This window comes from uncultured Actinomyces sp., assembly GCA_900541895.1.
Lineage (GTDB): Bacteria > Actinomycetota > Actinomycetes > Actinomycetales > Actinomycetaceae > Pauljensenia.
This window is the reverse complement of record UWSI01000011.1, coordinates 1-13776: the sequence shown is the minus strand read 5'-3', so window position 1 is coordinate 13776 and position 13776 is coordinate 1. Positions and strand designations below refer to the sequence as shown.

Annotated in this window: 14 protein-coding genes; 6 read left to right on the top strand and 8 right to left on the bottom strand. The window is 56.2% G+C overall.

Annotation, left to right across the window (positions count from 1 at the left end; all coding sequences use genetic code 11):
• Window positions 1-188 precede the first annotated feature (188 nt).
• Genes QZR18_RS04295 through QZR18_RS04285 form a run of 3 tightly spaced genes read left to right on the top strand, consistent with a single transcriptional unit; the run spans window position 189 to window position 2190 of the window.
• On the top strand, window positions 189-578 hold the full coding sequence (locus tag QZR18_RS04295) for a GntR family transcriptional regulator (RefSeq protein ID WP_178705649.1): 390 nt from the start codon (window positions 189-191) through the stop codon (window positions 576-578).
• The gene (locus QZR18_RS04290) at window positions 575-1471 is read left to right on the top strand and encodes an ABC transporter ATP-binding protein (RefSeq protein ID WP_178705652.1); all 897 of its coding nucleotides are present in this window, start codon (window positions 575-577) and stop codon (window positions 1469-1471) included. The genes QZR18_RS04295 and QZR18_RS04290 overlap by 4 nt, the downstream gene beginning before the upstream one ends.
• Entirely contained in the window at window positions 1468-2190 is a 723-nt protein-coding gene (locus tag QZR18_RS04285; RefSeq protein ID WP_178705655.1) for a hypothetical protein, read from the top strand. Before QZR18_RS04290 ends, QZR18_RS04285 begins: the two co-directional genes overlap by 4 nt.
• Window positions 2191-2242: 52 nt before the next feature.
• Here the strand turns inward: QZR18_RS04285 and QZR18_RS04280 are convergent, their stop codons facing one another.
• The 6 genes from QZR18_RS04280 to QZR18_RS04255 all read right to left on the bottom strand — a co-directional run bounded on the left by QZR18_RS04280 (window position 2243) and on the right by QZR18_RS04255 (window position 7485).
• Window positions 2243-2545 carry a hypothetical protein gene (locus QZR18_RS04280; protein WP_178705658.1) on the bottom strand — a complete coding sequence of 101 codons (303 nt, stop codon included), beginning with the start codon at window positions 2543-2545 and terminating at the stop codon, window positions 2243-2245.
• A gap of 37 nt (window positions 2546-2582) precedes the next feature.
• The gene (locus tag QZR18_RS04275; RefSeq protein WP_178705661.1) at window positions 2583-3377 is read right to left on the bottom strand and encodes a hypothetical protein; all 795 of its coding nucleotides are present in this window, start codon (window positions 3375-3377) and stop codon (window positions 2583-2585) included.
• Window positions 3374-4243, bottom strand: a complete 870-nt coding sequence (locus QZR18_RS04270; RefSeq protein WP_178705664.1) for a hypothetical protein — start codon at window positions 4241-4243, stop codon at window positions 3374-3376. Before QZR18_RS04270 ends, QZR18_RS04275 begins: the two co-directional genes overlap by 4 nt.
• A 3-nt stretch (window positions 4244-4246) precedes the next feature.
• Entirely contained in the window at window positions 4247-5548 is a 1302-nt protein-coding gene (locus QZR18_RS04265; RefSeq protein ID WP_178705667.1) for a hypothetical protein, read from the bottom strand.
• Window positions 5549-5779: 231 nt separating this feature from the next.
• Window positions 5780-6568 (bottom strand): hypothetical protein, encoded by a 789-nt coding sequence (locus QZR18_RS04260; RefSeq protein WP_178705669.1) that lies wholly within the window; start codon window positions 6566-6568, stop codon window positions 5780-5782.
• Entirely contained in the window at window positions 6565-7485 is a 921-nt protein-coding gene (locus QZR18_RS04255) for a hypothetical protein (RefSeq protein WP_295910457.1), read from the bottom strand. The genes QZR18_RS04260 and QZR18_RS04255 overlap by 4 nt, the downstream gene beginning before the upstream one ends.
• A 168-nt stretch (window positions 7486-7653) precedes the next feature.
• On the opposite strand from QZR18_RS04255, the gene QZR18_RS04250 reads away from it, so the two are divergent.
• The 3 genes from QZR18_RS04250 (at window position 7654) to aroD (ending at window position 11245) form a co-directional block, all read left to right on the top strand.
• On the top strand, window positions 7654-9048 hold the full coding sequence (locus QZR18_RS04250) for a glycine--tRNA ligase (protein WP_178705675.1): 1395 nt from the start codon (window positions 7654-7656) through the stop codon (window positions 9046-9048).
• Window positions 9049-9132: 84 nt separating this feature from the next.
• On the top strand, window positions 9133-10365 hold the full coding sequence (gene dusB, locus QZR18_RS04245; RefSeq protein WP_178705725.1) for a tRNA dihydrouridine synthase DusB: 1233 nt from the start codon (window positions 9133-9135) through the stop codon (window positions 10363-10365).
• Window positions 10366-10390: 25 nt separating this feature from the next.
• Window positions 10391-11245 (top strand): type I 3-dehydroquinate dehydratase, encoded by an 855-nt coding sequence (aroD, locus tag QZR18_RS04240; RefSeq protein ID WP_178705678.1) that lies wholly within the window; start codon window positions 10391-10393, stop codon window positions 11243-11245.
• A 113-nt stretch (window positions 11246-11358) separates the two neighbouring features.
• Here the strand turns inward: aroD and QZR18_RS04235 are convergent, their stop codons facing one another.
• On the bottom strand, window positions 11359-11814 hold the full coding sequence (locus QZR18_RS04235) for a Dps family protein (protein ID WP_178705681.1): 456 nt from the start codon (window positions 11812-11814) through the stop codon (window positions 11359-11361).
• A 178-nt stretch (window positions 11815-11992) separates the two neighbouring features.
• Window positions 11993-13776, bottom strand: a 1784-nt coding sequence (locus tag QZR18_RS04230) for a helicase HerA-like domain-containing protein (RefSeq protein ID WP_295910431.1), incomplete at its 5' end; no start/stop codon positions are given.

Genomic DNA, 13776 nt, shown 5'->3' with positions numbered 1-13776 from the left:
GCCCGCTTTTCGCTGACCTGGCCCCGGCCTCGTTCCTCATTGTGGGGACGAGGCCGGGGTTCTTTTTATGCGCGAAAGTGGGGAAGTGGGCGGTGCTTCGCAAGAGATTTTGATCGGGGACTTGACAGGTTGGTTGGTTATATGGTTCATTAGTCATGTAATGAACCATTGAACCGGGGAGGTTGCCCATGGCACCCACGTTCGTCTCGGGGATCCCGATCTACGTCCAGATCGCCGACGACATTCGCGCGCAGATCCTGCGCGGCGCTCTGCGCGCCGGGGACCAGCTCACCTCCACCACGGAGTACTCCGCCACCTACCGCATCAATCCCGCTACCGTCGGCAAGGCCTTTGCGATCCTCGTCGACGAGGGGCTCGTTGAAAAGCGGCGCGGTATCGGCATGTTCGTCGCCGAAGGCGCACAGCACGCGCTCGTAGCCGACGGGCTCGCGTCCTACGTGGAGGAGACCCTGAACCCCGCCGTCGAAGCGGGCCTCGCCCTGGGCCTCGATATTGACGCCATCATCGACCACGTCCGCGCCTACAGCGCCGACACGACCGCCAAGGACAACTCATGATCACCCTCAACTCAATCAGTCACACGTATCCAGGAGAGAATGAGGCGGCGCTGCGCGATGTCTCCCTCACCCTCGGAGACGCCACCGTCACCGCCCTCGTCGGCCCCAACGGCTCGGGCAAGACGACGCTCATGCAGATCCTTGGTGGCCTGCTTCCGCCGTCGTCAGGAAATGTGTCCCTGTGTGGAACGGAGGTGAGCTCTAACGACCTACTCGGTTACTCAATCGTGGTCTCTTCCGACAGGGACTTTGATAATTCATCGGCTTCGGCCTTGGTTGCCTACGCCGCGCTCCGTCCGACCTGGGATCAGAAACTCTTCGACCACTACGTTCAGCGTTTCTCCTTCCAGCTGAAGGGACGCAAGAAGCTGCGCAAGATGTCCTCGGGGCAGGCTGCCATCCTGGCCGGCGCTGTGGCACTGGCATCGGGTGCGCCCATTACCGTCCTTGATGAGATTCAGGCTCCCATGGATGTTCCCACCCGATACGCGTTCTACGAGGAACTGCTCACCCTGGCCTCCGACAGCATGGAGGGACGTCGCCCGCGGCGCGCCTTCGTTGTGTCCTCACATATGGTCTCCGAACTCGAAAACGTTGCCGAAGATGTCGTCGCCCTCAAAAATGGGCGTCTGCTTGCCCATGAGAGCGTTGACGAGTTTACTTCGCGTATCCGTGCGATTACCGGTAACGCCGCCGATGTGGAACGCTTCCTGGCCGATCATTCCGATATCGCCGTCATCACTTCTCGTGCGCTTGGGTCCGCACGAGAAGTCATCGTGGATCTGCGTGGCCGTGGTGTCGCTGACCATGAGATTGCATCCCACTCCTTGACCTCTTCGCCCTGTTCTTTCCAGGACGCCTTCGCCTACCTCATCCAGGAGAACGACCAATGAGCACTGCCACCCCCGACCTCATCAAATCCACCCCCTCCCCCCTGCGCATTGGCCTTGTCAACTCGAGATTCACTGTGGTGCTCTACCTGCTGGTAGTGAGCTGCCAGTTCCTGGTCAACTTCGTGATCAACGGCATCGTCTACCTATCAGTCTCCGATGTCACCAAGAACATTGAACAGACCGCCACAAACTCCGCTTTTGTCACGGGTACTTTCCTCTTTATCTGTGGGATCGTCAGCGCCACCGTCGACTTGCGAGCCTCTGCTCTCAGCGGTGGATCACGTACCGCACTCACCGTGGCGAGTTACGTGCACTCCGTTGTCATCATTGTCCTGGGGTCTCTTATCTGGTGGCTTCTTATCGCCATCCATCCCTTGCTCTTCATCATGGGACAGCAGTCCTTCCCGCTCGGCGTCGACTCGTGGATCTTCGTTCTTCTCGCATGGGTGGCGTGCGACGGAGCCGGGCGCTTCATTGGTGGACTTTCCCGCTGCATCGGGGTGACCTGGAAGCGAGTCTTTGTGCTCATGGGTGCGATTCCGCTGGGTATCTGTGGCATTGGTGTGCCGGTCATGTGGCTGGTCCTCGGCCTTGTCCACAAGTCTGGCTACCTGCCCCCGATGCCCACGGCCGCTTACCTGCTGGGCCTTATCTCTCTGATGGTCGTGGCCGCTGGCTGGTCGCTGACCGCCTCTGGGCACATCCGGCGCGTCGGCTGAAAGGCACATCGGCCAAATGAGTGTGGGGAGCAGCTACAGCTGCTCCCCACACTCATTTCTCTCGCGTCACTCTACTCTGGTTGGTTCTGATCATGGAGAGGTTATCTTCTTCTGCGCGGATGAAACCTGTATTCACTTCTTTAATTGCTTCTGTGATCCCAGCAGCAATAAAAGTCATTTGTGAGAGGAGCTCGTTGATAGCTTCGGTCTTGTGTGAAAGTAGATCTTGGTAGGATCCGCCGCCATTGATCTCTAGGTCTTTGTTAGAAGCGAGAAGCTCTCCTGCCTGGTCGCAGTCTCGTGCGGCACGCGAGACTTGTTCGGGGCTCCACTCAATCCGATCTGATGAGGTCATGGCAATCTCCTTTGATGCCTTTATGTTGTGAAGATTCTTAGGGTGCAACTTGGGATGCAAGCTGCATCCAGAGCATTGTTTGGTTGTAGCAGGTCAATTCGGTTGTGGTATGTGGCTTTCGCATCTTTTCAAGCATGCTGGGAGTATGCCTGAGAAAGTTGTCTGGTAATTCAACAGTATTGATCATGTAGGTTCCCGATGGCATTGATAGTGCGGCGTTCGTAGTGTGTGCATGAAAACCTGAGGAAGTACGTCGCCAGCTTGTCCAGATTGTGTACTCCCACCGGTTTTTCTGAATATCGTGTAAAAAGGCGGGGCTTGACTGGGGGAACTCCAGTCCAGTGAGCAGAATATTTCTCGCAGTTTCCAGATCGGCATGGTTTGCCGCATCAATAAATGCCGATGGAATAGAAGCGGGACCGTCATTGAGGTTTCGCCGTGTGAAGATTGGTGAGTTTGCTGCCACGATGTGGGGGACTTCTTCGGTATCAACGAGATAAATCGTCGTTTGCGTGGGGTCAGTGGTACTTCGAAATACCGTTGTCTGTTTTTGCCCAATAAATGCGCAAAGGCGGCGTTTATACGATGGCTTGTATGTTGGCGAGAGAGAGTACAGAGTTAGCGGCGTCTGAGATTCGCTGATAGGTGCAACCAGCAATTGAGCCTCCTCGCTAAGTATTCCGCTGGAATCAAAAAGCTCGAAGAGATCAGCACCCACCTCCCGAAATTCCTGCAAAGTTAGCTCTGTTGCATGTCGGCGCATTGTCGCTTCGATTAGAGTCTGAGCGAGAGACGTTGGTACTTCGATGACTGGTCGATCTTGAGTGTTCATTGCGTAATTTTCAGAGTATTGATCACAGTGAAGATGTCAGAGGCACATGCTGGGAATAGATGTGTCGTTGTGGTTAGCGTTGCTGTAAAGCGGAGAGGCGCCGGTGTAGTGGGTGTCGCCCATTGGAACTGGATACTCGTAAAAGATGTCCCCTCATCAATGTATATTCCGGTGCACATGATGGCTCCTGGCGGTCGGGGACTAGGAATCTCTTCGAGGGTGATCCACCCGGGGATTGTGGTACGTAAAGCCTCGGTGAGATCGCCTATTTGAGGGATAGTGTTGATGGGTGACACGGTAAGGGTGATCGTAGAGGAAAAACGTGCGTTGGGATCATCCGGACCGGTGAGTGCGAGGAGGAGTGTTTCTCGCGTGGGTTTCTGAATTGCAGACGTGGCAAGCGAGTGCCACCTGCTAGGAGGTGTACAAGTTGCAGTGAGTGTCATGGCGGTGTTTTCAATCTGGAGTATCGAGGTTTCAGCGATGGCGGAGCCAGTGGGGATAATATTTCCGTTCTCGTCGATGAGTCCGCGGCGTTTGTGCCATTGCCAGTTCGCATCAATGCAGTGAGGAACTGGGAGGGGAAGGAAATAGGCTGCTGCAACGGCGAACAAGAAGTAGCCAAATAGCCTTAGAGACTTGTAGGTCCACTGCGGTACGCCAGAGAGCTCTGCCAAAACAGACGTGCATACTATGAGGCCACCTAAGCAGAACAGAGGAATTCGTACCGAGAAACCACGAGTTGAATGGCTGGCTGATGAAGTGGCACGCCAGAAAACTGCAAGCGGTGAGTCGGTATAGGTTTCAATCCACCACATGAACAAGCCGATACTCACAACGGTGAGCGGAATAAGGACTACGAACATGATTTATCCAAAGAAATGCTCGATTGCATAGTCGGCCCCATCAGTTCCCATATTTGTTAAGAAAGTTCCTGTTCTCTCTGCAAAATAGCCTCCGACTATTCCACCGATAAATCCCCCGATAATGATTCCAGGAACTCCTCCGAATGCTCCTATTGCGGCCCCTATTTTGGCACCGCCTATGGCCCCTCCATATGCACTTAATCCAGAAACGCTGCCTTTAATACCGGCTCGTGCGATTTTTTCGCCTGTTCCCATTTCAGGATGATGGTAACTGTCTGATTGGTAAGATTCGTATGCGCTTAGGCCTCCTCCGATGATGGCAAAACCACGCCCCGCGATTTTTCCTCCTTTTTCTAAGAGTGAGAATTCTTGTGGGGTGTGTGGTGATTTAATAGGGACCGAAATTTCGGATGTCTTTCCCGAGGCAGTCCCTATGGGAGTTTTGTGCTTCGGGATATGTATGTCAGGCGCGTGTGCGCCACGTTTGGGCTGCCAGTTTTCAAGTTTACCTTGATCAAAAAACTGCTTGACTTCCATAACGCCTTCACTGCCAGAACTGGGCTGGAATGTGGCATTCATGTGAACTAGATAAGTACCATGCGCGATCTTCGTTAGATTTTGTGCACATCCGTTTAAATATGAAGGCAGCTTATAAAGTGCGTGTCTGCCATTGGGAGGAAAGAATTTAGCAAGAAAGAATTTTGCCAAGCCTGAAAGGGACTGCTCAAGTACCGATGTATTGAGGCGGTTAAGGTCCATATAGAACTCGTAGTCGGCGCTATCTAAGTCTTCCTGTATCCAATGCTTTTGCCAATCTAACTCATCGAATGTCGCTTTAAGCTTTTCAATATTAATGTCTTCGAGGATGATTGTTGCGCTTTCTCCGCATTCGCGTACGGTTAGCCCAGCGTTTTTCGCATTGGCGCGAATTGCCCGCAATTTCTCGCGATTCTTATAGGATGCGTGTGCGTAAGTGGACACGATTTCTCGAAGTGATTCGAGAAGTTTAACAGTATCTAAAGCGCAATCCTCAAGGCGTTTTAGATCATTACTGGCGTCAGGGATACATGATGCGATCTGTTGTTCGATAGCGCGTCGAGCATCATGAGCGTACTGAGCGGCATTCCTTACTGAGGTAATGAGTACAGGAAACTGGCTGTCAGCAGCGAACAATCCCTCGACATCTATTGGGAAGCTCCAGGAGAAACTCCAGGTGCGTCCGGAGACGGGGGCATAAACACAATGAGGGATACTGGATATTGCTGTCTCAGGTAACATTGCGTACCCCGCATTCGCTGTGGTCATGACGCGTCGCTGCGTATACAACAGAGGGTACGCGCGGTATGTCCATTGGGCAAGGACTTCAGCATAGAGCTCCCCGTAAAGCCTAAGTATGTTGATCAGATGTTTTCAAGGAATGGCGTTAGAGTGTGTTTTTCTATTCTTGTCGAGGATTTAGCGGCGTTTGTGCCATTGCCAGTTCACATCGATACAGTGAGGAACTGAGAAGAGCTCTTCGGCTGAGAAAGATATTGGCTACACAGCGAAGAAGCGTGCCAGTTGGCTCCACAGCTCTGTTCGCGTGCACTTCTCCAAGTCTCCTACCGGACCCGAAGGCTGAGCAAGATCGTGCGCATTGGAGGGCTGTGTCAGATAGCTTTCGGGAAGGGTGCGTGCATTCACCACGTATGCCGCCCAAGGAACAGAGAGAACAGTGTAACTGCGGTGCACATGATAGCCCTGAGGGGTTCGCATCCAGCTTGTCCACACGGCGTATTCCCAGTTCTTTTCCCTAACGAAACGAGTAAAAGATGACCGCTTCTTCGATTTCTCCAACTCTTCAAGAAGGATGTCGTGCGCGGCTACGGCATCACCGGAATTTGCCGCATCAATGAACTCGATGGGCATACGTTTGGGACCATCGAACCGATTCTTGAGGGAAGGAAAGGTTGAAAACTCTGCGACGATCTGCGGTACATCGTGCGTTTCCGCACGATAAACCTGGGTTGTTTCAGGTTCTTTTAAACTACTGAGAATGGTCGATTGTCCCGGAGCGATGAAGGCGCACTGCCTGCGAACCCCGGAAGAGGGGTAACGCGGTGACACCGCAAATTGCGTGAGGGGAGTACTGTCCTCACGGATCGGTGCAAGGAGCATCTGCGCTTGCCCGCCCAAAGCACCATCGGCCTCGTAAATAGTGTCGAGGCCCATCTGGGCTTCCCCCGAAATACCTTCCCGCGCAGATTCTTCGGGGCCCGCGAGGGCAATGAACGCGGGAACCGAGGCTGTCGGTAGGGTGAGGGGAGCGGAGAAATACGTGCTCATGGTGCCACGCTCATCTTCGTCACCATCGTTCCCATATCCTTGAAATGCTCGGGAAACATGCGCGTTGTTGTTGTTGCTGTGGCGGTGATCCTGACGAATGTCGACGAGTCAAGTTTTTCAACCCATGACCATTGAATAGCTGTCAAGGAAACGCCTTCATCAGTGTATGTTCCCGTACACATGAGGGACGCTTTCGGCTTGCTCTGCGTGATCTCGTCGAGCGTAAACCACCCCGGAATCTGTCTGGAAATTGCCTCGCTCAAAGTGCCCAGCGGTAGACGTTGCTCACTGCTTGCCGGAGTTGCGCAGATTGTCAGCGTTGATGGCCGCAGATTCTTGTAATCCATAGGTCCTTGGGCGATCAGAACAACGGGGGCCAAAGGAGTAGGCGTGAGATAAGAGGGCATTTCCTCAACGCGCTGCCAGCCTAGAGGAAGGCCAATACGAGTTGAGAACTCTTTTTTCTGGCTATCGCCCAGCGTGAGTTCTGTAGTGGTACGAACCGTGCCGCCGCGGGGAAGAAGATTTCCTAATTCGTCAACAAGCCCTTTGCGGACACTGTCGTGCCATCTGGGATCCAGCCATGTCGGAAAGTTCAGAGGGAGATGACACAGGGGAATAAGAAGGGCTGAAGCGATTGTGAGCCAGCCAAGGGCAAGAACGATGTCCGTGCTCAAGCCGTGTTGCCGGGCAAAAATTGCCATTCCGCCAAGTAACGCAGTCAATGCCCATGCGCATAACCGCAGGAAATTTGCCGGATCTAGTTTTTGGACGTTTGTATAGGGCCAAGACCTCAGAGCCAAAGGCGACTTACTGAATGCGACAAAAAGTATAAAAAGAAGACGCAGAGCAAAAGCAAGGACCCACACGATGACCATTTCGCGCGGGATCGTGTAGGCCAAGGTCGAAATCACCATGCGCACGCCTTGATGCTATGACATGGGAATATTGCAAAGCAATCTGCTGACTTTTCAGCAATTACTGGCTCGCATGGCACTCTCCAAGCCCCCCAAGCATTCACCGGCTAAAATATGCACAGACCACTGCGCCAGCCAGGTGCGGTGAGCCCTATTAAAGGAGTTTTCGTGGCACAGCCATCCACCTCTCGTCTTGATTCAGTTATTTCTCTTGCTAAGCGTCGCGGCTTTGTTTTCCCCTGCGGTGAGATTTATGGCGGTACTCGCTCCGCCTGGGACTACGGCCCGCTGGGAGTGGAACTCAAAGAGAACATCAAACGTCAGTGGTGGAACTACATGGTTCGCCGCCGCGCGGACGTTGTTGGCTTGGATTCCTCGGTGATTTTGCCCCGCGAGGTGTGGGTCGCTTCCGGGCACGTCAAGGCCTTCACCGACCCGCTGATTGAGTGCCTGAACTGTCACAAGCGCTCTCGCGAAGATCAGCTCATCGAAGAGCTCGCGGATAAGAAGGGTGTTGAAGAATCCTCCCTGTCCCTGGAAGACATCGCCTGCCCCAACTGTGGCGTTCGTGGCCAGTGGACTGAGCCCAAGGCATTCTCGGGTCTGCTGAAGACCTTCCTTGGTCCCGTTGACGACGAGGCCGGCCTGCACTACCTGCGTCCCGAAACCGCACAGGGAATCTTCGTTAACTTCGCCAATGTCATGACCGCGGCACGTAAGAAGCCGCCCTTTGGCATCGGCCAGATTGGTAAGTCTTTCCGCAACGAGATCACGCCCGGTAACTTCATCTTCCGTACCCGTGAATTCGAGCAGATGGAACTTGAGTTCTTCTGCGAGCCCGGAACTGATGAAGAATGGCACCAGTACTGGATCGACTACCGCAAGGCATGGTACGTCGGCCTGGGTATCGCCGAGGAAAACCTGCGCGAGTACGAGCACCCCAAGGAAAAGCTTTCCCACTACTCCAAGCGCACCGTTGACCTGGAATACCGTTTCGGTTTCCAGAACTCCGAATGGGGCGAACTCGAAGGTATCGCCAACCGTACCGACTACGACCTCGGTGTTCACGCTGAGGCCAGTGGTGCCAAGCTCGACTACTTCGACCAGACGACCGGTGAGCGCTGGACCCCCTACGTCATCGAGCCTTCCGCCGGCCTGACCCGCTCCCTCATGGCCTTCCTCATCGAGGCCTACCACGAGGACGAGGCCCCCAACGCAAAGGGCGGCGTCGACAAGCGCGTTGTCCTCAAGCTCGACCCGCGTCTGGCTCCCGTCAAGGTTGCTGTCCTGCCACTGTCCCGTAAGGACGAACTGACTGGTCCGGCACAGGAACTGGCTCAGGAACTACGCGACCTGTGGAACATCGAGTACGACGATGCCGGTGCCGTTGGCCGCCGCTACCGTCGCCAGGACGAGATCGGCACCCCCTTCTGCATTACCTACGACTTTGATTCCGTTGAGGATCACGCCGTCACCATTCGTGAGCGTGACTCGATGGAGCAGGTCCGTATTCCGCTCGACCAGGTCAAGTCCTACCTGATTGAGCGCTTGGGAGTTTGCTGAGTGACCTCGCAATCTCACGTTAGTGGCCCAGCCTGTTTGCAGGTTGGGCCACTGCGGCTGTTTACTCCCGTCGTCTTGGCTCCAATGGCCGGAGTGACGGATGCGCCTTTCCGCCGATTGTGCCGCATGTTTGGTGAAGAGGCCTTGGGTGGGCCTTCGCCCCTGACTGGAATTCCCAGCCCTGCTGCTCTGCCCGGCGCAACTGAAAGCGCTCGCCCGGCCGCGGAAAACGAGGAAGAAACTAGAGCGGGCGCGGAACTCACGCCCCACGTCGATGCGCCAGTGGGCCTGTACGTCATGGAAATGGTGACCTCGCGAGCCCTGGTCGAGGGCAATGCGCGCACGATGGCGATGATTCGCCCTGACTCCGCCGAACGCGTGCATTCCGTGCAGCTGTACGGAGTGAACCCCCAGGTCATGACGCGCGCAACCCAGATCATGATCGAAGGCGAATACGCCGACCATATTGACCTCAACTTCGGCTGTCCCGTCCCCAAGGTGACGCGAAAGGGTGGGGGAGCAGCACTTCCGTGGAAACGGGACCTCTACACCGACCTGCTGCGCGCGGTTGTGACCCAGGCGCGGGCCAGCGGGGATGCATGTGGCCGCGAGATTCCGGTGACGGTGAAGATCCGCATGGGAATTGATAGCGGGCACGAAACCGGCCTCGAGGCCGCGCAGATCGCTCAAGAACTCGGTGCTGCAGCCGTGACCGTACACGCTCGCACCCAAACTCAGCACTACGCGGGCCAAGCGCATTGGGATTACATTGCGCGCATCAAAGAAGCCTTGGATATTCCGGTCTTCGGTAACGGCGATGTTTTCGAGGCCGCGGATGCGATAGAGATGCTGCGCCAAACCGGGTGCGATGGCATTTCTGTTGGCCGAGGCGCTCAGGGGCGTCCGTGGATTTTCCGCGATATCGTCGCCGCCTACCACGGGAGGCCGGCTTTCCCAGCACCGTCGCTTCGCGAGGTTGCCTCCATCATTGAAACCCATGCGCGCTGGTGTGTGGAAGAAGAAGGCGACGAAGACCGAGCGATGCGTGAAATGCGCAAACACATCGGCTGGTACCTGCGTGGTTTCAAGGTGGGTGGGCCTCAGCGCCACGCGTTGGGGATGGTCTCCACTCTCGATGAGCTCAGCGCTCGCCTGGCGGACTTGGACCTCGATCAAGATTTTCCCGAGGCCGCGCGTGGGCCTCGTGGGCGCGCTGGGGGAGAGAAGACCCCGCACCTGCCCGACGGATGGTTGGATCACCGATACTTGACGGACGCCGAGCGGGCGTCGATTCATCATGCGGAAGTTGGCTACTAAAGGGTTGCTGAGTAGAGGGGACGTCATGGAGCCTGTTATTGGACGCAGTGATTTGGGCGAGGCCTACGGCGCAGCACCTTCGGGTGTGGGCGCGGGATCGCTTGACCCCGCGGGTGCTATTTCCCCACGAGGCCGAGTGCTTCTGGGCGGTGGGCAGCCGCTAGTTTTCATTGTTCCCCTGATGGCGGGGGATGCGCATGGAGTCCTTGAACAGATCGAGGCTGCTTCGGGTGAGCCGCACGATATGTTCGAGTGGCGCGTGGACTACCTGGATGTTCTTACGGGGCTTTCAGGTGAGGAACTGAGTGACCAGGCCCGTGAAGAAATTTCGAGGTCTGCGGCTAAGATCTTGGGGGCTTCGGATGTGCCCGTTTTGGCTACTGTCCGCACAGTTGCTCAGGGCGGAAATGCTGAAGTTTCAACGCCGGTTTATGCCCAGATCGTTGAGCTGCTGGCTGAGTGCGGGATGGACGCGGTAGATGTGGAAATGGCTCCGGCGGCACCTGCATTGACCGAGAAGGTACACGCCGCGGGTGCAAAGGTCGTCATGTCCTTCCATGACTTCGAGGTAACTCCCGAATCGGAGATCATGCGAGAGCTTTTGGAAACTATGGCGGCCTTGGGTGCAGACGTCGCAAAGCTTGCGGTTTTGGCAAATTCAGAGCGAGACGCGCTCAATGTTGAATTGGTCCAGAGGTGGGCGGCTGAGTACGTGTCGGTTCCCTCAATCGTTTTAGCGATGGGAGAGTTTGGACGCCAGACGCGTGCGACTCAACCTGAAGATGGGGGAGTTGCCTCTTTCGTTGCCGTGAGCGGACGTGAGAGCGCGCCCGGTCAGTGGAGTGCTCAGGAATTGGCCCAGAGGCTCGGGCGCGAATAAAGGCCTCCGGAGTGCTTTTCGGGGTGAACTATGCCTTGAGAGGTTCCTGGGACTGAAAGACAAAACTGGGGCGCCTCCTAAGAGACGCCCCAGTTGACGCCAGACTCAACTAATCAGTTGAGATCCTTGGTTGCTGCGCGCAGCATCCAGGCCTGCTTCTCCAGGCCGGTTGCAATGCCGATCAGCAGATCGTTGGACAGGTGATCGTGCTCGTCAACGGGATCAAGGGTTGCCTTGATGCGCTCGGAGGTCGCCAGCAGGCGCTCTTCGTACTGGCGAGCAGTCTTATCGGTGGGCAGGAAGCCGGGGTCCATCGGATCAACCAGTGAGGTCGCTGCAACGGTCGCTGCACGCGCATCGGGTGCAACTTCGATGGCGGACATGCGCTCAGCAACATCATCAGCGGCAAGGCGAACCTGGTCGATGATTTCATCCAGGTGCAGGTGGAGCGAACGGAAGCCGAGGCCTTCGATGTTCCAGTGTGCCTGCTTGCCCTGAAGCGACAGATCGGTCAGATCAACAAGAGCCTGCTGCAAAGCTGCTGCAACTACGGGGTGTGCGTGAGTCATATTGTTCTCCTAAAACCTAACTGAACGTGCGAACCGTAAGGGCCGCACCACTGCTATCACTTCTGACAACTCCATTTTTGGCGATTGCATTCCCTTTCGCACCATAAGGTGAAATATCCGACAAGGGTTGTGACACAACATCGATAAAGCGTCAGAAGTACTCAAGAATCGTCGAATATTACTTAAATAGTGTTCCCAAAATTGAACGCGTCAGCGAGCGCGCTGCAGTCGTTCCAACGGACTTGACCGTCGACTCAATCACGCGCTGCGTGGCGCGTGCACGACGCTCCTCAGCTTTTTCGGCCTCGCGACGCTTGCGTTCTTCGGCCTTCTCGACCTCGCGCTGCAAGCGCTCAAGTTCCTTCTGGCGCGCTGCCTCTTCCTTCGCGGCCTGCTTCTCGGCTTCCTTCTGCGCCTTCGCTTCTTCAAGCTGACGCTGTGCCTCAGCGGCCTTCTCCTCAGCGGCCTTAGCGGCATCTGCAAGACGCGCTTGCATCAATTCGAATGCCGATTCGTTATCGACCGCGTCACGATAACGCGACAGGAGAGGTGAGGAATTAATGATTGAAGAGACACCACCTGGATCAGCCGGGCCCATGACAGCGGCGGGTGCATCCAACATGGTCGGAGCAACCGGGGTCGGGCGACCCTTCTCATCCAGAACCGTCACGACAGCCTGACCGGTACCCAGCGAAGTCAGCACCTCAGCCAGATCCAGGGGAGAGGTCGGGAAGGTCGAAACTGCCTTCTTGAGGTTTGCCGCATCGTTTGGAGTGTGCGCGCGCAGTGCGTGCTGAACGCGTGAACCGAGCTGAGCCAAAACCTCGTCGGGGACATCGGTGGGGGACTGGGTAACAAAGACAATGCCCACGCCCTTGGAACGAATCAGACGCACTGTCTGCACGACCGCCTGGAGGAACTGCTTCGAGGCATCGGTGAAGAGCAGGTGAGCCTCGTCAAAGAAGAAGACCAACTTCGGCTTATCGGGGTTGCCCACTTCCGGCAAAGTCTCGAAGAGCTCAGCCAAGAGCCACATGAGGAAGGTCGAGAACAAAGCGCCCTGGCTGCCCAGGTCGGGAAGTTCCAGCGACGAAATGACGCCGCGACCGTCCATTGACACGCGCATGAGATCGGCGATATTGAAGGCGGGCTCACCGAAGAATACATCGCCGCCCGAGGCCTCCAGAGCAGCAAGCTCGCGCAGGATCACGCCTGCAGTTGCTGGGGAAACACCACCGATTCCCTTGAGTTCTTCCTTGCCTTCGTCATTGTTTGTCAGGTAGTCAATGACCGAGCGCAGGTCCTTGAGGTCGATCAGCGCGAGCTGCTGACCGTCGGCCCAGTGGAAGATCAACTGAAGGGCTGAGGCCTGAGTGTCGTTCAAGCCCAGCACGCGCGAAAGCAGAAGCGGGCCGAATTCGGTGATGGTTGTACGGATTGGCACGCCTTCACCGCGGCCACCCAGAGTGAGCAGTTCCGTGGGGAACGCCTTTCCTTCCCAGTTCTGGCCAATGCTTGCGCAACGTGCGAGGAGCTTCTCCGAAGAGGTACCCGCCTGAGCCAGACCGGTGAGGTCACCCTTGATATCGGTGACAAAAACGGGGACTCCGGCTTCTGAGAGGCGCTCGGCCATCAGTTGCAGGGTTCGAGTCTTACCGGTACCGGTTGCGCCCGCAACCAAGCAGTGGCGGTTCATGAGCCCCAGCGGGATTCCGACAGGTGCGCCGGGAACCGAAGTATCTCCATCCAGGAAAGCGCCCAGTCGCATTGAAGGCGAAGTGAAGGAGTAGCCCGCGCGGACCTGCTCCGCGTAGCCCTGCAGTTCGCCTTCACTTGCCGAGGCCTGGGTCGGGGTAGCGGGAACAGCCGGCGCACTTTCTGCAGGCGCAGCTTCCGGGCTTTCGGCAGGAGCCGCCTGCTGGGTTGCTACCTCGGTTGAATCAGCCTGGGGTGCGGCCTCGT